This window comes from Acinetobacter sp. ASP199 (assembly GCF_022700675.1).
GTDB lineage: Bacteria > Pseudomonadota > Gammaproteobacteria > Pseudomonadales > Moraxellaceae > Acinetobacter.
On sequence record NZ_CP062182.1, the window covers coordinates 2,377,051 to 2,402,136 of the forward strand.

Here is a 25,086-nt window from a genome sequence, read left to right on the forward strand (position 1 = left end):
TATTTTGGGGAGCTTTCTCCCCCCTCATCTTATCAGATTAAGTTTTCGACTCAGCTGCTTAAGCCATCTGAACAACTTCAGTGATTCCAGGTGTTTTCTTTAATTCCAGAAGCAAGGCTGCAAACTTCAGTTCTTGTAAACGTAAATCCAGATACGATTGCTGAATACTGGCTTGACTTAAATCCTGTCCTTTATGATTAATTAAATAAAAATCATCTTGCAGTGCCTGTAACATCTGTCCCAAGTTATCTGTAGTTAAACGGGACAGATACAGGTCAGCACGGCTGTTAAAGGCCATGCTGATCATATCAATAGTGGTATTACGGCGATTCTCATCGACATAGTTACATTGCGCGACTTTTTTGTTTCGAATTACCTGCTCAATCTGCTGACGAATATCCAGTAAATGTCTTGCAGCATCTTGCTCCTGATAACCCTCTATTAATTCAGACAACACATCTTTAGCTGCGATCGAAAATCCATACTGATAACCATGAATTTTATGCTCTAAGGCAGTGACTACATCCTGCAAGCGATATTCTTCTTGTGCCTGTTTATAATGGCCTTGCAGTTTTTCGCGTGCCTGAAGCTCTACTTTCTGGATAGCCTTAGTCCGATAATCCTCTATAAATGCTTTTACCCGTTCGATATAGCCTTTAATGTCATCCACCATGATTGAAGCATCAACCTTGGTCATTTCCACAAAATTTTCAGCCTGTAAGCTACGGTTAATAACATACTGTTCTATTTCACAGATCTCTTGGTATTTCTTATATTTGTCTACGGTCGTACGCAAACCACTGACTTGCACGCGTAGCTGAGACAGCTCGTACTCGCTATCTTCTACCTGTCGTTCATACTCAGTCAGTTTATGACGTGCATGATCCAGATTGTCCTGTAAAACATCGAGGTTTCCACGCAGGGATTTTAATTTTTTTAGTGTCACTGCCAGAACGCCAGATAGTATCCCCACCAGAACGAATAAAATAATACTTAACATCGTCCGTGCCCTAATTAAAAAATATAAAAAAGAAAAGTGTTTTAACTCAAACAAAAAAAACTCGTGAAAGTTTTTTATTTTGCACTGTTTTCCTCAAAAATCCTATCACTAGAACCTGGTATAAATATTTAATAATATTGATATTTTTGTTGAACTTTACCGTTTTATGGCTTGAAATCTCACCCAAATGACAACATGAAATTTTAAGTATTTATTAACTTAAGTCATGAACAACAAATGATTGATTTAACTTAATAAAAAAACAATAGTTTTTAATAGGAATAAATTCAAACTCCAATATTCTTTAATAACATATGTTTAAATTTACCAATTTTTGATTTTTTTAAAATTACACCTTCTCTACAAGATCACCTTAATATAGCTAAACTTATAAATTTACATGTTTTAACAAAGTAGATGACTATTATTACATAGATCTTTTTTAGATCAAAAAATAAGTAAATTTAGAGAATAAAAGAAAAAATATGAAATATTTTCTCACACTTTAGGCAGATGAATAGATAAATACAGTACTCTGCATCCATCCCAAATATTCAAATATCTTTTTGCAAGTATAGCTTTGAAACCAAAAATGATTAAAAAGGTACACTGCCGTGAATTTCTACCGGTTTATTACTTAAAGGTTGGGTAAACGCAAGATAACTGGCATGCAGGGCCATACGCTTTAGAGGACTGCGCAGTGGTTCAGGGTGATAGATTTTATCGCCAGTAATTGGATGACCAATATGCATCATATGCACACGCAGTTGATGCGAACGACCCGTAATCGGCGTTAATAACACACGGCTAATATCTTGTGCTACATCATAATCCAAACCTTGATACAGGGTTTTTGATGGCTTGCCCAGTTCCAGGTGTACCATCTGGCGTGGGCGATTTTCCCAGTCCGTGATTAAGGGGGCATTTACTTCGCCCTCACCGAGCAGTTTTCCTTGTACCAAAGCGATATAGTGCTTGTTCACCGTACGCGCCTGAAACATTTTACTGACAGCGACTTCTGCATCACGATGCTTGGCAAACATCAGAATTCCGGAAGTGGCCATATCCAGACGATGGGTAATTCGTGCTTCTGGAAATTGCTCGCGCACACGTAAATAAGCGCTGTCATGATGCTCTGGCAGACGACCCGGTACTGACAATAAACCCGCCGGTTTTTCAATCACCACCAGATCATCATCTTCATAGAGAATTTTGAGTGGACCTTGAGGTGGGCAGTAAACAAAGTCATCGTTGAGTGGCATGGCGCAAGTGCATAGGAAGAAAGATGCGCAAAATATCAATGTCAATTCAGTGTGTCAATCTGAACTTTTACAGGAATGTGATTTAGGGAAATTATGCTCGGCTTGTGACCTGGCCAGTCTGGTTCAAGCTGCTCAGATAGTACTGTTTAATTACTTCTATATCCTCATTCAAAAAATTATCGAGTATCGCCTGGGTCTGTTTCAAATTCAGCTCTCTATAAGACACATAATCCTTGCCCTTAAAGCCAAGAAAACCGAATAAGCTTTTGTTAGCCCCTTCAACCAGAATATCGCTTTCAAGTTTAAATTCCAGCTGTTACGAATTGGATAATTCATTCAAGGTGATCTGGATGGATTGTCCTGTATCTGTATTGCTCACGGTAAAAATTGTTTTTCCTGTTTGCATCTGTAGTTGCAGAATCAACAACTGGTTCCAGTTCATGCTATTAAATTTAGCCCGTACATCTTCGGAAGCTAAAGTCTCAACTTGTAAACCATCGCTGCTATTGTTCTGGCTGGGATAACTTATTTCTACTTCATAGCTCGTCATAATATTACCCTCCCAAAATGATCAATTTTTATACTACCACTAACACTTGATTTTTATTATTTAATTTTAAAATGATTAAAAAATAATCATATTTTTTGGAAATAAAATTTATCGAATTGCTTCACAGAATCCAGAAAATATAGCCATATCACTGCTCATTTCAGCAAATACTGAGACTTATCCCTATTGCAGAATAATTCAAATAAAATAACAGAAAATTTTTTTTAATGAAAAAGAGAAGAATTTTTAAATAAATGAACACAAGAAAAGCTTTTTATCTGGATTAATCCACTAATTTAAAAATATTTTTATGTTTTATTCGATGCGGAATTTTTTAGGGTGTTGGGAAGTTACTTCAACTATCAATCTTGGTAAGAATTGATCTTATAGCCTATAAACTTCTGGTTCATAGCGTCCTAAGCCGGATCAAGACCTTGTGGGTAAGTACTGCTCTCGCGTTTTGCGCCGCTCACAGCATGCTACTCTTTCCGATCCCATCACACCCTTGAGACATATATTAGCCTTGAGCGTACGGGATTAATTTCCTATGTTTTGTTATTTTCCGACCCGCATAGGAAATTTTTTCTTTCACGGTTTTCATTCAAGAATATTTTATCTTTTGCTTTAAAAACCTGATTTTTTATTGCAGTAAAATCAGGTTTTCTGAGAATTATATTTATTCTGATCTTGGGCTACTGATGAAGGTTCGGAGACTTCTTTATAGCAGCCTTGCGGTGAATTTAATCTGCCAGATAATAATCTACGGTAGACACAACACGAACTTTTTTGAGATACGGCGTATTACTGTCACGATCTTCAATACTAAACAGGCCCTGATTGGCGGTTTTGATTTTCCCTAGACGGCTTTGCGAATCGGCTGCAAATTTTTCTGCCACGCTCCGTGCATTTTGTGTGGCCTGTTCAATCATCGCTGGTTTAATGTCATTTAAACCGGTAAATAAATATTCGGTTCGTTGTCCTGAATCATCGCCACCAAAGGCAATACCCTTTTTACCTAGTTCCGCCAAACGGGTTTGTGCTGCACGTACTGCATCAATGTTATGGGTATACACGGTAATGGTTTGATGTGCGGTATAACGTAGTGCAACATTGGCATCGCCGCCATACTGCTGTGCATATTTATCTGTGGTGACGGGTGCTCCCGTGGTAATTTCTTCGGCTTTAAAGCCTTCACTTTTCAGGAAAGTCTGGATTTGCTGGGTTTGTAGTTCCATCATGTCATAAAGCTGTGTCAAATCCTGACTGGCCGAACTAAAGCGAATCGGCCAGACCGCGACATTTGCCTTAACTTCACGTTCAGACAGGCCTTTGACCGAGACAATCCGTTCATACTGTTTGATCTTGACGGCACTGTTCCCCAGAATCCATCCCGTTATAATCATTCCTAAGCCGATGAGTGCACCTAAAATCAGGGCGGGTTTAAACTGATTCATTTGCCTGAACTCCGTTTTAGTAATCTTGCTCTTGTTAGTTGTACAATTTTAATAAGTTGAACTTGGACTTTGATATCACTATTCGACCACTTGTTAAAATCACGTGAATAAAAGATTTAAATCTCAAATTTCACTCTATATTTACATCAGATATAAAGCCAATAGCGGTACCAGATTAAACAGCAGAATACCAATTTTATAGAGCGCCATACCCGCATAATGAATGGCATCAAAGGTTGAATCTGATAGCTTGAACCATTTTCCATGCAACTGTTTGACCCAGTCGCGGGCAAAGACAATGATCAGGAACCAGAATATTAATATGCTGTAATTAACGAACAATGCATACAGTAAAAATTGCCGCCATAAATCAAGTTCCATCGCGATTCCCCTAAAGGATACGGTTCAATTTCCAGACTAGCACAAATTGACTGAATAAAAAGAAATGGCGGATATAACTCTGTTAAGGGGATCTGAATAGAAGAGTTATTTTTATATTTTCTAATGGGTTTTACTGGAGAATTTTTTAGGGTGTTGGGAAAACTCGTGATGGTTTACTTCAACTATCAATCTTTGTAAGAATTGATCTTATAGCCTACAAACTTCTGGTTCATAGCGTCCTAAGCCGGATCAAGACCTTGTGGGTAAGTACTGCTCTCGCGTTTTGCGCCGCTCACAGCATGCTACTCTTTCCGATCCCGTCACACCCTTGAGATATATAGTAGCCTTGAGCGTACGGGATTAATTTCCTATGTTTTTATCATTTTTTTAATTTTTGAAAAATTTTCCAATTTATAAGCTAATTTAGAGAAATAAATGTCATTAACTCATTTTTATGAGGTTTTATTCTTTAAAAAATGAGCTTTATTGGAATTTTATTTATACATTTTTCATGATTTTCTAGTTTAAAAAGTACCTTGCAACCATTGTGCAGTAAACCACCAGCCACTCATGGCACACATCCCTGACATGATAATCGCCAGTACTTTATTCATTTTGCTTAATTCAGATGTTAATACCTTCAGATTGATCAGATAGGCCAGTGCAAAATAGATCAGGCCAATTGCACCACAAAAGGGCACAAATATCAGTGGCCATGCCGCGCAGGCGTGTGCAGAAAGCGGTAATTTCGGGGATTCAGAAACGTGATTAGTCATATCCATACTCGATTGCCCTCTTTGTCGTGCATAAAAGTGCACTAAATTAAGTCAAAGCTCTTTAATGAGATAAAGCTTTGCATCTTCGTATTAAATAAATTGCAAAATGTGCGCCAATTTCAGGCAATTGCATATTTAAAATGTGAGTTCATCAAAGTTTTTAATTTTGGATAAGTAAATGGGCATCTGTTTATGCACTGAATGCGTTTCTTTATATTTTGGTCTGCGCTCCGGATCTGTGATTAAATTTTTACTATAGATTTTTTTGCCAGTCAGCAGATTGATACTGGTTTTCGACTCAAGCAAAGGACCATGATGAGAAAACTGGTCATAGCCAATCAGTCGCATATCCTGATTCTGAAGACGGAATTTATAGCTCCAATAGCCATAACGTCCATGCTGATACCTAAGCTCTAGTAATCCTTTGTTAATTTCAGGCACCAGTTCAGGTGGATAATACACCCCACCATCTTCCTGATCCGAGCTGAAACAGTTCAGGTTTTGCAGAAACTTTTTATAAGTGCTCGTGTCCTTTTGTCCCAAAAGAACAATGATACCTCGGCGGTTCCGGTCTAAGGTTCCACGATATTCATCTTTAACTAAAGCTTTAGGATCTGTAGCTTTGACAATCAGTACAGCATCCTGCACACCATCTTTATTTAAGTCACCTTTTACCACTTCAAAGAAAGAATAATTTTTAGGAACATAGGCTTGAAAAGTTTTTTGATCTTGTTGTGACTGGCGCTGTTCAGGCTTTAGTGCTTCTTGCGCTATGGCTGCATTCGAGATCAATAGGGCTGCACTGAAAAAGACTGCAAGTTTTGCGATTTTCATTTTCCTGATCTCATATGTATAGGCACATGTTGCTTATTATTTTTAACATAGAAAGATGAAAGCTGAAACAAAATGACCCTACACGATGGTAGGGTCAAAAATCTCAACATCATATTCATTTTTAATTACTGATTGATTCATGAGTTATGCCTTGCAGCATTTTTCACAACCGGTCACTTTCTCTCTAGGCCAGTTCATGCGCGCACGCTTGTAAGCCAGTTCATAATTGGCAAAATAACCAATCAGAATCTGAGCGTCCGTATCAGGCAAGTCTTCACAACCGGTCGTTAAATTATGGATCAGATGTGCCCCATTGTCCGTTGTCTGCTCATCAACCACAAACTTGATCATCTCCATAAAAATTCCCCCATATTCGTTTTTATAAAGGTAGGAATTAAAGTCATACTAAAACTAAAAGTATGTAATTTATTAATCCCATACTAAAACTATGCCTTTTATGGATAAAAATCAATCAATTTATAGAATTTTTTATTGTGAATTTATGACTCCGATATTCAGATTTAAGATTGGCAGAACAACTACTTAGACTATTTATACTACGCCAGGATCAGACTTATTTTTCTTCATCTGTTTAAACCAGCGTACAAACCAGATGGCAGCAATAATAAATACGATCACCATAAGTACAGGTGCCAAAAAGGACAGGATCGAGATCAGGACTGCACTGATCCATTCCCCTGTAGAAATCACCGGATTTCCTACACCGCCGGTGGTGGCAGTTGATAAACCTCGTAATGCGACCGTACTAAACTGCACTGCTCCGGCAGTTCCCCCACCCACAATTAATGCAGTTGCCCAAGCCACAAACTGCGACATTTCCCCACTACTTACCGCCATAGTGGATACCGTTCCAGCAATAACAGCTGCGGGTGTCGCGATAGTGTCGAGGATATTATCTACCCAAGGAATATAGTAAGCTGCGATTTCACACAAGGTCGCGATGCCCAACGTCAGACAAACCGAGGGTAAAGCCAGCCAGCCAAAACCTTGGATCGGTTCAAACCAGTTCAGATTACAAGCGATACTCATGACCAGCAAAGGTGCGAATATACGAAAGCCACACGCTGCACTGAGTCCAATACCAATACATAAACCGAGGATCGTTTCCATACTGCACTCCAAACCTGTTTGTGGCGATGGGTGATTTTTCTTTCTCTCTAAAATAGCAAAAAGCCCTATGGGGTAATAGGGCTTTTATTTAAAACAGGTTTTCTGTTTTATCTTTTGCTATAGCTTAGGCAACCTTAATTGTTATATTGGGTGCCGAGGCATTTGGTACACGGTGGTAAACGATCAGTACCAATTTCTAAGTAGGTGCGGTGTCCGCATTGAACACAAAAATAGAAGCCTGTTCCGGGTTTTGAGCCAGCAGTAACCATTTTTGTTCTCCATGGGTTTTAGAAATGGTGAACCTAGTATATGCCTTTTATGATGGATGTCTATTGGTCATTTCGACGAGTGATGGTGGCGTTTTTGCAAGAAACAAAACTCTAGCGTTGGCGTGCTTTCGTCAAGGCAATCACTCCTAACATGGAAGAATTCATCTTTTTTAAATCATTTATTTCATCTGACTTGTCACTAGCATACTTAAAGCCGACCCCTCCAACTCCTAAAACAGCCGATAAGACTGGACCAATCAATGGCATAAAATTAACTGCCAAAGTACCTCCTGCTAGCAATAGGGTTTGTGTATGCTTAGCTCTATATTTACTTTTTAATACTTCTAACTCTTTAATATGTTGGCTTGTTTTCATTCTCAGAAAATCAGAAAACTCTCTAGAAACATAATGAATATCTTCAATTTTCGAATTTGACAATGAATTAACAAAATCTCTCATCTCTTTTTTAAAAAGAATGTGTTCATCAGTCTTTCTCAGCATTTTTATTTCATCATCACTTATATTTGCTAAATAATCTAAACGTTGAGAGCTTAATGCTTCAAGAATTGTTTGCGTTTGTTTATCTATAACCTCATCTACGTTATAAGACCAACTCATTTTAGAAATTAACTTATAGTAATGAGCATGTTCTGGAATACAGAGATATGGGTTACTTTTCATTTCCTTTGAATTATCAAATAAATGAAATTGTGGTGCTAATCTTTCACTTATTCCATTCAATACTATTTGAATATCATCCTTTAAATATTGATGACACCATTCATCTGTCCTATTTTCTTTAACATAAACCTTATAATCATCAATAGACTTTCTAAGACTGAAAGTTTCTAATCCATTTGGAGCAATAAATAGACGTTTATTTTCTACATTTTTTAAAAATTCATCTCTATTGTTAAACGCATACTTAATTAGATCATTTTTATTATCAAAGGATGTACCCACATAAAAGTTAAAAAAATCTACGAGTAAAGTTGATATACTTTCTTTTGTATAGGAGTCCTTTTCTTCTAATATTTTCTCCCAACTAGGAAAAATAAAAAATGGGGGAATATCAAAATCCTCGGTTAATAGATCTCTCAATTGCAATATGAAAAATATTGCTTCAATCATTCTTATATTATTAAACTTTTCTTCACCTCTTTCTCTTTCCAACCAGGGTAAAATCGGATCAGGAATCAAAACGATATCTGTTAGTAATAGTGACTTACGAACTGCATTTAGTTGTGTTTTTAAAAAACGACTACTTCCTCCTAAGTTAATTTTAAAAACATCTAAATCCTGTGCTGATTTAAAAACTTGAGGTGACTCAATAGAATATAATAGCGTTAATTTTTCAAAGAATTCTAAACGTATTTGATTCAAATTAGAAAAGTACGCCATATTATGCTTATTTTGTTCATACTTCTCTTTTAAGTAAAAACCTATCTCATTAAAATCATGAAAATCTTTGGGCTCTTTTCCCATAAATTTTATAAAAAAATCGTAAATAATTTCAAAATATGATTTTTGGTAAATTATCATTTTATGTAATAAATCAGTATCCATCAAATTACCCTAAAAAATAAAACCCCACTTCACAGTAGGGTCTTTTTCAAACAATATCAACAACTTTAATCCTCCCCAACCCTCCTTTTTAAAGGAGGGAGTTCCCCCTCTTTCTCAAAGAGGGGTTAGGGGAGATTCTTAAAAAAATTAAGCCACATTCCCTTCCAAAAAGTCCTGTGCAAAACGCTGTAATACCCCACCCGCTTCATACACATGCACTTCTTCTTCAGTATCCAAACGGCAAGTGACTGGGACCTCAAGCACCTGATTCTTCCCCTCTTCAGTCGCGCGCTCAATCACAAGCGTCAACGTCGAACGCGGTGCAATATTACCGATTACGCTATACAGCTCAGTACCATCCAGCTTTAAAGTCTTGCGGTCTGTACCTGGTTTAAACTCAAGCGGAAGTACGCCCATACCCACCAGATTAGTACGGTGAATACGCTCAAAACCTTCAGCTACAATCGCTTCTACACCCGCCAGACGCACACCTTTGGCTGCCCAGTCACGACTTGAGCCCTGACCATAGTCTTTACCGGCAATCACGATCAACGGCTGCTTACGGTTCATGTAGGTTTCAATCGCTTCCCACATGCGCATTACTTCACCTTCCGGCTCCACACGTGCTTTAGAACCCTGCTTGATGGTGCCATCAGAACGGACCACCATTTCGTTATACAGCTTAGGATTCGCCAGGGTTGCACGCTGTGCAGTCAGGTGATCGCCACGATGCGTCGCATAAGAATTAAAATCGTCCTCGGGCACACCCATTTTTGCTAAGTATTCACCCGCCGCTGAATCACGCACAATCGCATTTGAAGGCGATAAATGGTCAGTAGTAATGTTATCCCCAAGAATAGCTAATGGACGCATGTTGGTGAGTGTACGCGGTGCAGCCAATGCACCTTCCCAATACGGAGGACGGCGAATATAGGTACTTTGCGGACGCCAGTCATACAGTGGACTTGCTGCCTTCTCACGTTCGCCCAGATCAAACATCGGAATATAAACTTTATTAAATTGCTCCGGCTTGACGGACTCTTTCACCAAAGCATCAATTTCTTCATCTGATGGCCAGATGTCTTTCAGATAAATAGGATTGCCATCTTTGTCGGTGCCTAAGGCATCTTTTTCAATGTCAAAACGGATGGTACCGGCAATTGCATACGCCACAACCAACGGTGGAGATGCCAAGAAAGCCTGTTTCGCATACGGATGGATACGGCCATCGAAGTTACGGTTACCGGACAATACTGCTGTGGCATACAGGTCACGGTCAATAATTTCCTGCTGAATCTTCGGATCAAGCGCACCTGACATCCCGTTACAGGTCGTACATGCATAAGCGACGATACCAAAGCCAAGTTTTTCCAAATCTTCAAGTACACCGGCTTCTTCTAAATACAGTGCAGCCGCTTTAGAACCCGGTGCAAAAGATGATTTCACCCATGGCTTACGCACCAAGCCAAGCTCATTGGCTTTACGTGCCAATAAACCTGCAGCAACAGTATTACGTGGGTTTGAAGTATTGGTACATGAAGTAATCGCCGCGATGATGATCGCACCATCTGGCATCAAGCCATCAGTACGGTTTTCTACCACACCGGCAATACCTTTCTCTTTCAGGTCAGCAGTTGAAACACGCGCATGCGGATTCGATGGGCCAGCAATATTACGGGTCACAGTCGACAGGTCAAAACGCAGTACACGTGGATATTCTGCTTGCGTCATTTCCGATGACCACAGACCAATTTCCTTGGCATAGCTTTCAACCAGTTTGACCTGTTCAGATTCACGACCAGTCAGCGTCAGATAATCAATCGTATTTTGATCGATATAGAACATGGCTGCTGTTGCGCCATATTCCGGCGTCATATTCGAAATCGTGGCGCGGTCACCGACTGACATGCTGTCAGCACCTTCACCAAAGAATTCCAGATAAGCCCCTACCACACGTTCCTTACGCAGGAATTCAGTTAACGCCAAAACGATATCCGTTGCGGTAATGCCTGGCTGACGCTGACCGATCAGCTCTACCCCAATAATATCCGGCAGACGCATCCAAGATGCACGGCCCAGCATCACGTTTTCAGCTTCCAGACCACCAACACCGACCGAGATTACACCCAGCGCATCAGTATGTGGGGTATGCGAGTCTGTACCCACACAGGTATCCGGGAAGGCAATGCCATCACGGTTCTGAATCACTGGTGACATTTTTTCAAGATTGATCTGGTGCATGATGCCATTCCCGGCAGGAATCACATCGACATTTTCAAAGGCGGTTTTGGTCCATTCAATAAAATGGAAACGGTCTTCATTACGGCGGTCTTCAATCGCACGGTTTTTCTCAAAGGCATCCGGATCAAAACCGCCATATTCCACTGCCAGTGAGTGATCGACAATCAGCTGGGTCGGCACTACCGGATTGACTTTGGAGGGGTCACCGCCCTGATCAGCAATGGCATCACGCAGACCGGCAAGATCGACCAGTGCCGTTTGCCCCAGGATGTCATGACACACCACACGTGCCGGATACCAGGGAAAATCATGCTCCTGCTTACGTTCAATCAGCTGACGCAGTGACTGTTCCAGAATGGCAGGGTCACAACGGCGTACCAACTGCTCTGCAAGCACTTTGGAGGTATAGGGAAGTTTGGCATATGCGCCTGGCTGAATATCTTCAACGGCCTGACGCACGTCGTAATATTCCAGCTGGGTACCTTGCAGCGGTTTACGGTAGTTGTTGTTCATAGCTTACCTGCCTCTTGAATCGTTCTTCTTTACTGCATACTTGTTGTAGATGTTTCACATCGTTTTGCAGGCATAGTACACTGTTGAAAAGCCATTTCCCAAATCTTTTATATTTCATAAACTTACATATAAAAAATAGCATTTTTGAAATAAATAGTTACATATTCTGTAGAATAATGACTCTAAATCGCTATTTTCTAAAAAAAACAGGGCAAATCCTTCTTATTCTTTAGTATTAGAATAACCTTATAGATCAAAAAACAGGCTTATTTAAGATTAACGGCGTGCCTTATTTTTATTCTTAGATAGGAGGGATACTTTTAAATTAGCTGAGTTTTTAAGCAGAAATAGCACTGCTCAACAGATGTTTTTTTATCCTCTGCCATTTTTGGCAAAATCCCTAGCCTGACAACCAACAATACCATCAATAAAATTTTCCAGATTTCTTTTTGCTTATTTTTAATTTTTTGGGGAAATGCAATATGCACTTGGTACCTGAAAGTCTATAAAGCAAGTGAGCTAGATTAAAATCCCTAACTTTTTTAAGATTTTTTTACAGTCGATGATTTATTGCAAATTACTTTAAATATCATAATTAATTCAAAAACTTAATACTTCTTTTTCCCAGCTTATTACTTGAATAGTTTTGGCCTTTCACTGTCATCTATCTGCATACCCCAATTTGGTGATATTCACCCTTAAAACATTTCAGTAAACCTATGCGGTAATTGCTTCATAACAACAACACACAACATAAAAATTAATAAAGGTGAAGAACATGTTACAGATCGCCATTATTGGGATCATTACTGTATTAGTGGCAGTTTTGGCTTCCAGCTGGATTGGAGGGAAAAAGCCCTCCGATCCATACAATCCGACTAAACCGAATCCCACCCATCCCACTAAACCGGATCATCCATCCCCCCCTTCTCCTCCCGCCTCTGGTAAATCGGAGTCACTCATTAATAATCCACCCTTGCTGCAGAAAGGTGCTAAAGGTAAATACGAACTGGTTGCGGCATATAAGACCAATAAGATTTATAACCCGAGGCAATCGCAATGGGATCAATTACTGGTTCGGGGTTACTTGACTAAAGCCAGTTTATTGAACAGACAGGAAGCACGTGAAACCGGAATTGTGGATGAACTGGTGGGTCCGCAGATTCGGGTCAAACAGGGTGAAACCTTGTCGATTAATTTAAATAATCAGCTACCTGATGAAACACCTGAAAGCTGTGAAAATATTCTCGACCCGAATGAACCCCATTGTTTTAATACCACCAATCTGCATACGCATGGTTTCTGGGTCAGCCCTCAGGGAAATAGTGACAATGTCTTTCTGAAAATTGCTCCGCAGGCGAATCTTGATTATCAATATAAGATTGAACCCAATCATCCTGCGGGCACTTACTGGTACCATGCCCATTTACATGGCTCGACCGCAATTCAGGTCTCTAGTGGTATGGCTGGTCCGCTCATTGTGGAAGGAAGCCGTGTACCTAAAGTGAAAAATGGCAAGGTGACTTCTACAGGTGATCTCGATATTTTATGGAAAGATAAAGCCAAGCATAATGATGCAAATGAAAAAATCCTGGTCTTCCAGCAAATTCAATATGACTGTACTGACACTGAAGGCCAATCTTTAAACAGTAATGATTGTAAAGGTGCAGGCATAGGCACGATGGAAAACTATGCTGGTCTGAATAGCTTCAACTCTTGGGGGTTAAATAACTACTACACTTCAATTAATGGCAAAGTATTAGGCGAAATTCAGGTTAACCAAAATGAATTTAACCGCTGGCGTATGATTCATGGAGGGGTTCGGGATACTATCGGTTTAATCATTAAAGAATTACCTGGCTCTAATAAATATACTGCCAAACAAACGGTGGATGCCTGTCTTTCCTATCAGGGGAATGTACTCATTCCTGCCTCAAAAATTCCTTTCGAGCAACTGACCAGCCTACCCGTCCATACGATTGCCCAAGATGGTTTAACAATGACTCAGGCCCAGACTCGTACACTTTCTGTATTCCAGCCAGGTTATCGTCATGATGCCATGCTCAGCTTTCCCACAACCAACAAATACTGTATTTTTGATTCAAGATTAAATATTGATGATGAAATCAATACCAGAACTTCCGGTGAAATTACCCCACAACTATCTCCTAACAGTGGACTAAATGCTCAGCTGCTTGGCTGGGTAAATGTAAAATCCAGCAAGTTGAAGGCGCAAACAGCTGCGCAGTTTTTAAAAGATCAGGCACAGAAAATCGGCTTAAGCAAGGAGATTCAGGCGCAATTAGCGCAACTTAATCTGTCTGCCTTTACTGATCATCCATCATTGATGACCAGAGAAATAGATAATCTGATTAAAGACAGACCACAACAACGCTCTACTTTTGATGCCTCTTTTGGTCCAAATGGTAAATTTGGTTACCGTCACGATGATCATCCAGGCATCTATAGTTTTGGAGAAACCTTCACTGGACAAAGTGTGGTCAATGGCAAATATGTGCGCAAGCTAGAACTTGGTAAAATCGATGAATGGGTACTGACCAGCGCAAACTTGGGACATCCTTTCCATATTCATGTAAATCCGTTCCAGATTGTTAAGATTTTAAACCCGGATAAAAAGGATGTGAGTGAACCTCTATCTGGACCTGCAACCACACCAAATGAGCTGGATGATGTCCAGTACCGAGGTTTAAAAGGACAATTCAAGGATACGATCTTTGTTAAACCGGGCTATGAAGTGATTGTTCGAAGTCATTACAAGAAATTTGAAGGTGATTTTGTACAGCATTGTCATATCCTCGATCATGAAGATCAGGGCATGATGGAATATGTACGCATTTGTGGCGGGAAATTTGACTGTAATGCTGATTTACCTGGTTCACATGACCATCATCACTAACCCTCGCTTTTAATTAAAAGCCTGCAGTTGATATTGCGGGCTTTTTTATTTGCTTAGAGATAATGCTTGCTGCACAATAGTTTGATTGATTTTTAGTATTCAAACTGAGGCTGATCATGGCAACATCTCCTGCTTTTACCTTATTTACGCTGAATGGAGTAGATGCGCAAAAATTCCTGCAAGGTCAAGTGACTTTAAATACTGAAGCTTTGGCTGAGAACCAGACGCGCTATACCGCGATCTGTAGTTTAAAAGGACGTATTCAGTTTGGCTTATGGCTGAAAAAAATTAACGCTGAAAGCTTTGAAATTGTTGTGACTGCTGATCAGGCTGAAGACTTTGCCAAGCACATCCGCAAGTTTGGTGCTTTCTCCAAAATGAAGCTGGAACAAGTAGGTCCAGCTTATCCAGTCACTGCAGGCATTCATAGCGAATTTGGTCTTGAAGCAACTGATATTCAAGCTTGGGAAATGTATGCAATTGAATCAGGTCAGGCATGGATTCAAGCAGCAACCGCAGAACAATTCCAGCCACAAGAACTGCGCCTGCATCAGCGTGAAGGCGTACACTATGACAAAGGCTGTTACCTCGGTCAGGAAGTGATTGCACGTTTATGGTTTAAAGCCAAACCGAAACACTGGCTGCATCTGGTGCAAGGCACAGGTGAAGCACCTGCTGTTGCAAGCAAACTGAATAATGATGTAGAAGTCGTAAATAGCGTCAATATTAATGGCGGGTTTAAAGCACTTGTTGTGGCCAAACCGGAAGCGATTATTGAATTAGATTTGACTGTACTCGATCTGCCTGAAGCACTCAGCGGTGATGTAGCTCGACCGCAATAACAGTGATTGATACAAAAAATCCTCCTATATGGAGGATTTTTTGTTAAAGATTAAAATCATGGAACAGTTTGTTCATGTCTTTAATCACATAATCTTTAAAATGAAAAGCGCGTGCATGTTTCGCATCGAAACGTGCAGTTTTACCTTCGTGCTCGAAAATATATACACGGTCTGCATTGCTAACTAAAAAGTTTTGACCTAATCGCATGAGTAATGCATCAAACTTATCCTCATCAGCGATACTGTCATCCTTACTGATTTGATCATATGCACGTTTAATGCCTTTAATAAACATTGTTTTTAACCCTACCTCATAGCTCAAACGCGGATTTAATCAGAGATTAAGAGCATTTCAAAGTTTTGTCGTAAAGATAGTCTTCATCTTCTCTTCATCACTCTCTATTATATTTGTATTTCGTGACAATTAGGATATTTACAAACTATAAAATCATCTTATGATGTAGCTGTAATAATTTAAAAAACACCACGGAATCAGGTGTTGCATACAACAAGGTCCAGGAACCATGAAAAAAATAATATTTGCTGCGATGCTCGCAGTTTCATCTCAATATGCACTTGCTAATGCAAATACCAAAGCTGAAGCAGTTGATCCTCAATTTGCCAAAGTTGAAGCCCTAGTAAAAGCCAACGACTTTAAAGGTGCTCACACTTTACTGAATGAGCTAGCACAGAAAGGTAATGCTCAAGCACTGTATAACTTAGGCTATTTAACACAGACTGGTCAGGGCACCGTGAAAAACGAGAAAAAAGCCGTACAACTGTATGAGCAGTCAGCCAGCAAAGGTTACCCGGTTGCCAACTATGTGCTTGGTAAAAATTATGCAGGTGGCACACTCGGCCTAAAACAAGATCTGACCAAAGCCAAACAATATCTAGAACGTGCATCCAATACTGGTTTTGATGATGCTACTGTGGATCTGGCAGTGTTACTTTTTGCTGAAGGCAAACCTGCTTCTGACCAGCAAGCACTGAAAAAACTTCAACCACTGATTAAAAAAGATAATTTCCAGGCAATTCATGCCAAAGCCCTGTATGACATCAGCCTGGGCTTTAAAAATAAAAATGAAAAACCAATTCAGCAAGGTTTAAGCTCAATTCAGGATCTTGCCAAGAAAGGCTATATCCCTGCCCTAATGGCAGTAGCGAATATGTTTGCCAATGGTAATATCGTGCCGCAAAACCTGCCTGAAGCGAAGAAGATCTTTAGTGCCTTGGCTCAGGAAAATATTCCACAGGCCAAAGAGTCTTTGGCAGCAGTAGACAAAATGATTGCTGAACAAGGCAAGAAACCTGCTCAACCGACGGCGCAAAAGAAAAGCTAAGTTTTAATATAAAAAAGCCTCGAATCAGGGGCTTTTTTATTGAAATGTTTAACTGAGATAATATCCAGATTGAGTCAGGATGACTGCCACCACAATAAATCCCATTAAGGTACTGAGTACCAATGGTGGTAAAGCTTTTTCCTGCACCCCATAATGCTGGGCAAAAATCCCCAAAGCGATTGGCATTGGCAATGCCGCCAGCAATGTACCGATAAAGAGCATCTCACGACTGACATCGAACGCCCACAATAAACTGAAAATCAGCAATGGCATGACGATGACTTTCATGGCTGTCAGGAACCAGCTAAAGGCAGTAAGCGACCTAAGATTCATGCCAATCAGACTACCACCAATCACAAACAAGGCCAGTGGCGATGCGGTCTGCCCTAACATTTTTAAGGTAGATGCAAGTAGTTCTGGCAGTTGAATATCCAAAAGTATGCACAGAATGCCCAGCATGATCGAAACAATCACCGGATTTTTGAAGATCCGCAGCAATGTTCCAGCCAGGATACTTTTGCCTGCTGTACCCGGAGCTTGCAGACCACGTTCAGCCAAAACCAGCATCAAGGTCACGATCAGCAGATTTTCTACAATAAGGGTTAAGGAAAGATAAATTGCTGAATGTGAACCAATCAATAAGGTCAGTATCGCCGTGCCGATAAATCCGGTATTGGACATGGAACCACCCATGGCCAGCACACTTGACTCAGTGAGAGGGGCTTTAAAGAAATACCGGCAACAGAAAAACACTAAAGCATACAGCAGCAAAGAACCGCCTGCATAGGCAATAAAATACTGTGGACTCCAGATATCGCTGAGATTTTTACTTGCCAAGGCTTGTAACAGAAAAGCTGGCAAGGAAATCTTCATGACAAACTGGCTCATCGCCGTAATCAGCGAGGGTGTGATAAATTGAGTGCGTGCAGCGATATAACCTAAAAACACGACAGCACAAATTGGAAATAGAATACTGAATAACATTAAATTTTCTGCAGTTATACTGCATTGTTCCCTGATATGTTCATCCCTGAACGACTAATTTCCATTCATTAAAAGCGATTTTATGTGTGATCTGAGGAGAAAGGCTTCAGCAGATCACGCAAACCATGTGGCTGACAACGCAAATACTGTGGTGCAACTTCTACGGTTTCACCGAGTGTCGCAGCTGCATGCCATGGCCAACGTGGATCATATAAAATCGCACGCGCAAGCGCGATAGCATCCGCCTGTCCATATTGCAAAATTCCTTCTGCCTGCATCGCTTCTGTAATCAATCCAACCGCAATCACTGGAATATTGACCGCCTTTTTAATCGCTTCTGCAAACGGAACCTGATAATTCGGATGCACATCAATTTTCTGGTCTACATGTAAACCTGCACTCGAAACGTGGATATAGACTGCACCTAATGCTTCCAGCGCTTTAGCAAGTTCAATAGAAGCCTCAATATTCCAGCTTTCAACACCTTTCATCCAGTCGCTTGCAGAAATACGTACACCAATCGGATAGCCTTCAGGAACCGCATCTTTGATTGCTTTAAAGACCTCTAAAGTCAGGCGAATGCGGTTTTCAAATGAACCGCCATATTGATCCTGGCGCTGATTCGAGAGTGGTGACATAAACTGATGTAGCAAATAACCATGTGCAGCATGAAGCTCAATTAGCTCAAATCCTGCTTCAACAGCACGTTTGGCACTGTCAGCAAAATCCTGAATCACTTGCTGGATTTCATCAACACTTAGGGCTTTTGGCGGATGCTCATGTGCCTGAAAAGGAATATCACTGGCAGAGACAGTTTGCCAGCCCAAAGGTTGATCTGGTGCAATTTGGCCCTTGCCTCCCCAAGGTTTATCTGTCGAGGCTTTACGTCCCGCATGTGCCAGCTGAATTGCAAAAGGCATTGGCGAAAGAGATCGCACTTTCGCAAGCAGAGTCTTGATCTGTGCCGCCTGGGTATCATTCCACAACCCCAGGTCTGCATAGCTAATCCGACCTTCTGGCTGTACAGCAGTCGCTTCTACAATACATAAACCGGCACCAGACAAAGCATAATTGGCCCATTGCTGTTCATGCCAATAGGTGATTTCACCCTGCTCTGTTGCAGAGTACTGGCACATCGGAGCAATTACGATTTTGTTATCAAGTTGCAATGATCCAAATTGCATGGGTTGAAAGAGTAATGTCACGCGATGTTTCCTCTTCTTATTGGCTGATTTATATTCAAAATAAAAACAGGTTCTCAAGAGCCTGTTTAGTTATAGCGTGAACAATCCAACTTTAGAAGATCACTGATGTAGTTAAACTGAGCACTAATGTATCATCTACTTGGTTGCTAGACCCTGGATTTACTACATCTTGCAGGTTTGGGCATAGCATTAGCCACTTTGCTTCAACCTTGACACCTTATTACTGGGCAAGTTCTGCACACTTCCCATCCCAGCCCCCTAACAGGTAGTGTCCTTGAGGATCAAATGCAGATTGAGCCTGAGCTGAAGTCACAGTTACCATGAATGGCAGGGAAGCTAGACTTAACTTTTTCTTATAAAATCTAAAATCTGTCTCCTTTCAGATCTAAAAAGCTGAAATAAGCCCGATGTTGAAATTTATTTTTTAAACAATTATTAAAATAAATTTCTATCCTCCATCTTCAGTTCTCTTTTAAACAGGGCTTGCATTCAAGCATAAAACGCCCAATATTAGCCTCATGATATTAGCTGCTAAATGTTATGCCTGAATTACCAGAAGTTGAAACTACAAAAACCAGTCTCCTGCCTCTCCTTGATCAGCAAGTTTTACACGTGGAAGTGCGTCAATCAAGTTTACGCTGGCCGATTCCTGAGGATATTGCTCGCCTGCAAGGACAACGCCTGATTAAACTGACGCGCCGTTCCAAATATATTCTGGCGCAATTTGAACAGGATACGATGCTATGGCATCTGGGTATGTCAGGCAGTTTTCGCTTATGTGAGGCCAGTGAAGAATTGCGTAAGCATGATCATCTGATTATTCAATTTGAAGATATTCAACTTCGTTATCATGACCCGCGTCGATTTGGTTGTATTCTCTGGCTGGATGCACAATCGCAAAGCAAGCTGATTGATACGCTTGGGCCTGAACCATTGAGCGATAATTTTAATGCTGAATACTTATTTGAAAAATTAAAAAATAAAAATGTTGGCACCAAAGTTGCAATTATGGACAACCATGTTGTAGTTGGTGTAGGCAATATTTATGCAACCGAAAGTCTATTCAATATGGGCATTCACCCTGCACAACCTGCCTCTACCTTGAGTTTTGAGCAGATTGAAAAGCTGGTTGTTGAAATTAAGCGCATTTTAAAGCAGGCAATTGATCTAGGTGGCTCAACCTTACGCGACTATACCAATGCCATGGGAGAAAATGGCTATTTCCAGCAAACGCTGCTGGCTTATGGCCGTGTCGGAGAAATGTGCGTGAACTGTGAAACCACACTGGAAAATATTAAATTAGGACAACGTGCATCGGTTTATTGCCCTGAATGCCAGCCACTAAAAAAGGTGAAGCTTTCCAGCAAACGTGCAGCAGCTGTACGAGGTAAAAAATAATGAAGACTGCAATCGTCCGCCATATTCTGGTCAAGGATAAGGATACTGCCGAACAGCTCAAGAAGAAGATTCTTGCAGGAGCAGATTTTGCCAAAATTGCCAAACAATATTCGACCTGTAACTCTGCCAAACGCGGTGGTGAACTCGGTGAAGTGAAAAAAGGCCAACTTGTTCCAGTGATTGATAAACTGGTTTTTACTGCAGCAGAACGTGTTTTGCATGGACCAGTGAAAAGTCAGTTCGGTTTTCATTTGGTAGAAATTAAGTTTCGAATGGATTTTTAATCCCCCCTCTTGCGAAGCAGTGCTTCTCACCTTTTACAAAGAGGGACTTTTCCTCCCTTTATTAAAGGGAGGTCAGGAGGGATTCCATAAAAAACGGCGCCCCAAGCGCCGTTTTTTATCCACAAAGCTTAAGCTTCAGGACGTTTCTTTAGTTCATCACGAATTTCACGTAACAATGCAATATCTTCAGGTGTTGCTGCTGGTGCTTCAGGCTCTGCAGGCTGTTGACGACGCAGTTTGTTCATCACTTTAACCAACCAGAACACGACCCAAGCCAAGAGTAAGAAGTTAATTAAAATCGTAATGAAATTACCATAAGCAAAGACATTCAAGCCAGCTTCTTGTGCCGCAGCCAAGTTTGAAACGTTGTTTGGGTTATCGCCCAATACCAGGAACCAATTTGAATAGTCAACATCACCACCCATGATCCAACTGATCAACGGCATCATGATGTCTTTCACCATTGAGTCAATGATCTTACCGAAAGCGCCGCCAATGATCACACCGACTGCAAGATCCATAACATTGCCCTTAACTGCAAATTCCTTAAATTCCTGAATAATGCTCATAATTTCACCATTTTTTTATACAATTTTGTGATGGATTATACATTAGTTAAATAATTCTATTTAAAACTAATTTATCAAGTTTATATAAATTACCCAACTTTTTTACTAAAAAAAAACCGCTGAACAGAGTCAGCGGCTTTTTCGTATTAGTGACCGGTCTTATTTAGCACGGTTACGTTTACGTTCGTTTTCAGTCAGGTAACGCTTACGGATACGGATTGACTTCGGTGTTACTTCAACTAGCTCGTCATCTTCAATGAATTCAAGTGCTTGTTCAAGCGTGAATTCAATTGCAGGAACAAGTGTTAACGCCTCGTCAGTACCTGATGCACGTACGTTTGTTAACTGTTTCGCTTTAGTCGGGTTAACAGTCATGTCGTCTGAACGTGAGTTAATACCTACGATCATACCTTCATAAACTTCTAACTGTGGTTTAGCGAATAGACGACCACGGTCTTGCAGCGTGAACAATGCATAGCCAAGGCAAGTACCTTGAACCATAGAAATCAACACACCATTTTGACGCTTCGCAACAGTACCTTGTTTCATTGGACCGTAGTGCGAGAAGCTTGATGTCATGATACCAGTACCAGAAGTCATCGTCAGGAATTCTGAACGGAAACCAATCAAGCCACGTGAAGGGACAGTTGCTTCAATACGGATACGGCCTTTACCGTCAACTTCCATATTGGTCATTTCGCCTTTACGGTGACCCATTTGTTCCATTACAGCGCCTTGGTGCTGTTCTTCAACGTCAAACGTCACGTTTTCGTATGGCTCTTGCTTTTCACCATCAATTTCTTTGATGATTACTTGTGGACGAGATACGCCCATTTCGAAGCCTTCACGACGCATGTTTTCAATTAAAACTGAAAGGTGAAGTTCACCACGGCCAGATACTTTGAAACGGTCTGGACTGTCAGTGTCTTCAACACGAAGTGCTACGTTGTGGATCAATTCGCGATCAAGACGTTCACGGATGTTACGTGAAGTCACGAATTTACCTTCTTTACCAGCAAACGGTGAGTTGTTTACCTGGAAGGTCATAGATACTGTAGGTTCGTCTACAGAAAGTGGTGGTAACGCTTCAACTGCTTTCGGATCACAGATTGTGTCAGAAATGTTTAGTGCATCGATACCAGTTACACAAACGATGTCGCCTGCTTGAGCAGATTCAACATCAATGCGATCTAAACCGTGGTAACCCATGATTTTTAAGATACGGCCGTTACGTGTTTTGCCATCTTTGTCGATCACAGTTACAGGTGTGTTTAATTTCACTGAACCGCGTTGAATACGACCAACACCGATAACGCCTACGAAGCTGTTATAGTCAAGTGAAGACACTTGCATTTGGAATGGACCATCAACGTCAACTGCTGGTGGTTCAACGATGTCTACGATTGTTTGGAACAACGGAGTCATGTCTTCAGCTAGTTCTTCAGGAGAAGGACCCGCTACACCACGAAGGCCAGAAGCGTAAACCACTGGGAAGTCTAACTGTTCGTCAGTACCACCTAAGTTATCGAACAAATCGAATACTTGGTCAATTACCCAGTCAGGACGCGCGCTTGGCTTGTCGACTTTGTTGATAATTACGATTGGCTTCAAACCACGTGCGAACGCTTTTTGCGTTACGAAACGAGTTTGTGGCATTGGACCTTCTTGTGAGTCTACAAGAAGCAATACGCAGTCAACCATAGAAAGAACACGTTCAACTTCACCACCGAAGTCGGCGTGTCCCGGGGTGTCAACGATGTTAATGCGATATTCTGTGTTAGTACGTGCATCAGTCCATTTAATTGCAGTGTTTTTTGCAAGAATGGTAATACCACGTTCACTTTCAATAGCGCCAGAATCCATGACACGCTCGATCTCACCCGCGCGATCACCGAGAGCACCTGATTGTTGCAAAAGTTTGTCTACAAGAGTGGTTTTACCATGATCGACGTGCGCAATAATGGCGATGTTACGGAGAGTTTTAATATCTGACATGTAAATTCGATACGTATTAAATTTGAGGGCAAATTATACAGAAAAATACAAACTTTTGACAGTGACAGTTTGTTGACATCGTCAATTTTTTTTCCAATTACTTTTGTAATGACGTGTAACTCGATTAGAATAGCGCCACTCAGCCTTAATTTGCATTGACATATGTCTGATTTTAATCAATCTCCCCCCCCTAAAGATCAACTTGACCTCGTTTATGGTCTTGAAGATCGTCCTAAACCGTTTATCGCATTTTTAGCCGCATTCCAGCATTTACTGGCCATTATTGTCCCAATTGTGACTCCAGGCCTGCTGATCTGTCTGGCACTTGGTGTCTCTAAAGAAGATACCAATATGATTTTATCCATGTCCTTGGTCATTTCAGGGATCGCGACTTTTTTACAATCCAAGAAAGTTGGTCCATTTGGTGCTGGACTGCTGATTGTTCAAGGCACCAGCTTTAACTTTATTGGTCCAATTATTGGTATTGGTTCGGCAATGGTCGCTGCCGGCACACCAGTAGAAGCAGTCATGGCTTCGATCTTTGGTGTAGTGATTGCAGGTTCATTTATTGAAATGGGCGTATCGCAAATCCTGCCATGGATTAAAAAGCTAATCACACCTTTAGTCACAGGGATTGTGGTTTTACTGATTGGTCTGACTTTAATTAAAGAAGGCTTAATCAGCATGGGTGGTGGTTATCAAGCCATGAATGATAAAACCTTTGCGAATGCTGATAACCTGATCATGTCATGTACAGTTCTGGCACTGATTATTTTACTGAATCGTGTACGAATTACCTGGGTAAAAAGTTCGGCAATTCTGATCGCACTGGTTGCAGGTTATATCCTTGCTGGCTTTATGGGACATCTGAACTTTGAAGGCCTAAAAGATGCCCCACTGGTTCAGATTCCAACACCAATGCATTTTGGTTTAAGCTTCTCCTGGAGCTTATTCATTCCAATGGCATTTATTTATTTGGTGACTTCATTAGAAGCCATTGGTGACATTACTGCGACATCTAAACTCTCTAACCAGCCAGTCGATGGCCCAACCTGGATGAAACGTATTAAAGGTGGCGTGTTAGTGAATGGTGCGAACTCTTTACTTGCGGGTTTATTCAATACCTTCCCAAGTTCTGTATTTGCACAAAACAACGGTGTGATTCAGTTGACTGGTGTAGCAAGTCGTTATGTCGGGATCTGGATTGCCGCTCTTTTAGTCATTCTAGGTTTACTTCCCGCAGTGGCTGGCGTGATTCAGGCTGTTCCTCAAGCAGTGCTTGGTGGTGCAGTAATGGTGATGTTTGGTGCAGTCGCTGCATCTGGTATTAACATTCTGTCGGGTATTCACCTGGACCGTCGTGCCCTACTGATCATTGCAATTTCTCTTGCATTAGGCTTGGGTGTGGCACAGGTTCCACAGATTCTGGAACATCTTCCTGAATTATTCCGTAATATCTTTAGTTCTGGTGTTGCGACCGGCGGTATTGCAGCCTTGATTCTAAATATTGTACTTCCTGAAACAAAGAAGTAAGTTCATGTCCAGAAAACACTGTCTGAGTTGAACCTGGAC

General features: G+C 40.8%; 24 protein-coding genes. 7 read left to right on the plus strand and 17 right to left on the minus strand.

Going from position 1 to position 25,086, the window contains the following annotated elements:
- Window positions 1–58 precede the first annotated feature (58 nt).
- Window positions 59–1,000 carry a DUF4041 domain-containing protein gene (locus IHE35_RS11330; RefSeq protein ID WP_242787571.1) on the minus strand — a complete coding sequence of 314 codons (942 nt, stop codon included), beginning with the start codon at window positions 998–1,000 and terminating at the stop codon, window positions 59–61.
- Between the two features lie 596 nt (window positions 1,001–1,596).
- Complete coding sequence (locus IHE35_RS11335) at window positions 1,597–2,262, minus strand: RluA family pseudouridine synthase (RefSeq protein WP_242787573.1); 666 nt, start codon at window positions 2,260–2,262, stop codon at window positions 1,597–1,599.
- Between IHE35_RS11335 and IHE35_RS11340 the strand changes: the two genes are divergently transcribed.
- Window positions 2,261–2,524, plus strand: coding sequence for a hypothetical protein (locus IHE35_RS11340; RefSeq protein ID WP_242787576.1), 264 nt, complete (start codon window positions 2,261–2,263; stop codon window positions 2,522–2,524). The genes IHE35_RS11335 and IHE35_RS11340 overlap by 2 nt on opposite strands.
- Window positions 2,525–2,578: 54 nt before the next feature.
- On the opposite strand, the gene IHE35_RS11345 is transcribed toward IHE35_RS11340, so the two are convergent.
- The 10 genes from IHE35_RS11345 to acnD form a co-directional block, all read right to left on the minus strand.
- The gene (locus tag IHE35_RS11345) at window positions 2,579–2,812 is read right to left on the minus strand and encodes a hypothetical protein (RefSeq protein WP_242787578.1); all 234 of its coding nucleotides are present in this window, start codon (window positions 2,810–2,812) and stop codon (window positions 2,579–2,581) included.
- Window positions 2,813–3,552: 740 nt separating this feature from the next.
- Window positions 3,553–4,266, minus strand: a complete 714-nt coding sequence (locus IHE35_RS11350) for an SIMPL domain-containing protein (protein WP_242787581.1) — start codon at window positions 4,264–4,266, stop codon at window positions 3,553–3,555.
- Window positions 4,267–4,407: 141 nt separating this feature from the next.
- Complete coding sequence (locus IHE35_RS11355) at window positions 4,408–4,647, minus strand: DUF6868 family protein (RefSeq protein ID WP_242787582.1); 240 nt, start codon at window positions 4,645–4,647, stop codon at window positions 4,408–4,410.
- Window positions 4,648–5,171: 524 nt separating this feature from the next.
- Window positions 5,172–5,429: a hypothetical protein gene (locus IHE35_RS11360; RefSeq protein ID WP_242787583.1), complete on the minus strand. Its 258-nt coding sequence runs from the start codon at window positions 5,427–5,429 to the stop codon at window positions 5,172–5,174.
- 129 nt (window positions 5,430–5,558) lie between these two features.
- The gene (locus tag IHE35_RS11365) at window positions 5,559–6,257 is read right to left on the minus strand and encodes a hypothetical protein (protein WP_242787584.1); all 699 of its coding nucleotides are present in this window, start codon (window positions 6,255–6,257) and stop codon (window positions 5,559–5,561) included.
- A gap of 144 nt (window positions 6,258–6,401) precedes the next feature.
- On the minus strand, window positions 6,402–6,608 hold the full coding sequence (locus IHE35_RS11370; RefSeq protein ID WP_242790000.1) for a hypothetical protein: 207 nt from the start codon (window positions 6,606–6,608) through the stop codon (window positions 6,402–6,404).
- 201 nt (window positions 6,609–6,809) lie between these two features.
- Window positions 6,810–7,388 (minus strand): DUF4126 domain-containing protein, encoded by a 579-nt coding sequence (locus tag IHE35_RS11375; protein WP_242787585.1) that lies wholly within the window; start codon window positions 7,386–7,388, stop codon window positions 6,810–6,812.
- 134 nt (window positions 7,389–7,522) lie between these two features.
- Entirely contained in the window at window positions 7,523–7,657 is a 135-nt protein-coding gene (locus IHE35_RS11380) for a zinc ribbon-containing protein (protein WP_242787586.1), read from the minus strand.
- A 111-nt stretch (window positions 7,658–7,768) separates the two neighbouring features.
- On the minus strand, window positions 7,769–9,223 hold the full coding sequence (locus IHE35_RS11385; protein WP_242787587.1) for a hypothetical protein: 1,455 nt from the start codon (window positions 9,221–9,223) through the stop codon (window positions 7,769–7,771).
- A gap of 147 nt (window positions 9,224–9,370) precedes the next feature.
- On the minus strand, window positions 9,371–11,977 hold the full coding sequence (acnD, locus tag IHE35_RS11390) for a Fe/S-dependent 2-methylisocitrate dehydratase AcnD (protein WP_242787588.1): 2,607 nt from the start codon (window positions 11,975–11,977) through the stop codon (window positions 9,371–9,373).
- Window positions 11,978–12,755: 778 nt separating this feature from the next.
- Here acnD and IHE35_RS11395 point away from each other — a divergent pair.
- On the plus strand, window positions 12,756–14,894 hold the full coding sequence (locus IHE35_RS11395; protein WP_242787589.1) for a multicopper oxidase family protein: 2,139 nt from the start codon (window positions 12,756–12,758) through the stop codon (window positions 14,892–14,894).
- Between the two features lie 116 nt (window positions 14,895–15,010).
- Window positions 15,011–15,736, plus strand: coding sequence for a folate-binding Fe/S cluster repair protein (locus IHE35_RS11400; protein WP_242787590.1), 726 nt, complete (start codon window positions 15,011–15,013; stop codon window positions 15,734–15,736).
- A gap of 43 nt (window positions 15,737–15,779) precedes the next feature.
- Here IHE35_RS11400 and IHE35_RS11405 read toward each other — a convergent pair whose 3' ends face one another.
- Complete coding sequence (locus tag IHE35_RS11405; RefSeq protein WP_242787591.1) at window positions 15,780–16,031, minus strand: hypothetical protein; 252 nt, start codon at window positions 16,029–16,031, stop codon at window positions 15,780–15,782.
- Window positions 16,032–16,260: 229 nt separating this feature from the next.
- On the opposite strand from IHE35_RS11405, the gene IHE35_RS11410 reads away from it, so the two are divergent.
- On the plus strand, window positions 16,261–17,079 hold the full coding sequence (locus IHE35_RS11410; protein WP_242787592.1) for a tetratricopeptide repeat protein: 819 nt from the start codon (window positions 16,261–16,263) through the stop codon (window positions 17,077–17,079).
- A 48-nt stretch (window positions 17,080–17,127) separates the two neighbouring features.
- Here IHE35_RS11410 and IHE35_RS11415 read toward each other — a convergent pair whose 3' ends face one another.
- Together IHE35_RS11415 and IHE35_RS11420 are read right to left on the minus strand one after the other, a co-directional pair.
- Window positions 17,128–18,063, minus strand: coding sequence for an AEC family transporter (locus IHE35_RS11415; RefSeq protein WP_242787593.1), 936 nt, complete (start codon window positions 18,061–18,063; stop codon window positions 17,128–17,130).
- Window positions 18,064–18,143: 80 nt separating this feature from the next.
- Entirely contained in the window at window positions 18,144–19,268 is a 1,125-nt protein-coding gene (locus tag IHE35_RS11420; protein ID WP_242787595.1) for an NADH:flavin oxidoreductase/NADH oxidase, read from the minus strand.
- A gap of 540 nt (window positions 19,269–19,808) precedes the next feature.
- On the opposite strand from IHE35_RS11420, the gene mutM reads away from it, so the two are divergent.
- Window positions 19,809–20,666 carry a bifunctional DNA-formamidopyrimidine glycosylase/DNA-(apurinic or apyrimidinic site) lyase gene (mutM, locus tag IHE35_RS11425; RefSeq protein WP_242787596.1) on the plus strand — a complete coding sequence of 286 codons (858 nt, stop codon included), beginning with the start codon at window positions 19,809–19,811 and terminating at the stop codon, window positions 20,664–20,666.
- On the plus strand, window positions 20,666–20,950 hold the full coding sequence (locus IHE35_RS11430; protein WP_242787598.1) for a peptidylprolyl isomerase: 285 nt from the start codon (window positions 20,666–20,668) through the stop codon (window positions 20,948–20,950). Before mutM ends, IHE35_RS11430 begins: the two co-directional genes overlap by 1 nt.
- 128 nt (window positions 20,951–21,078) lie before the next feature.
- Here IHE35_RS11430 and mscL read toward each other — a convergent pair whose 3' ends face one another.
- Window positions 21,079–21,519, minus strand: a complete 441-nt coding sequence (gene mscL / locus IHE35_RS11435) for a large conductance mechanosensitive channel protein MscL (RefSeq protein WP_242787599.1) — start codon at window positions 21,517–21,519, stop codon at window positions 21,079–21,081.
- A 159-nt stretch (window positions 21,520–21,678) separates the two neighbouring features.
- The gene (gene typA, locus IHE35_RS11440; RefSeq protein WP_242787600.1) at window positions 21,679–23,514 is read right to left on the minus strand and encodes a translational GTPase TypA; all 1,836 of its coding nucleotides are present in this window, start codon (window positions 23,512–23,514) and stop codon (window positions 21,679–21,681) included.
- A gap of 162 nt (window positions 23,515–23,676) precedes the next feature.
- Here typA and IHE35_RS11445 point away from each other — a divergent pair, with 162 nt between their 5' ends.
- Complete coding sequence (locus IHE35_RS11445) at window positions 23,677–25,047, plus strand: uracil-xanthine permease family protein (RefSeq protein ID WP_242787601.1); 1,371 nt, start codon at window positions 23,677–23,679, stop codon at window positions 25,045–25,047.
- Window positions 25,048–25,086: the final 39 nt, after the last annotated feature.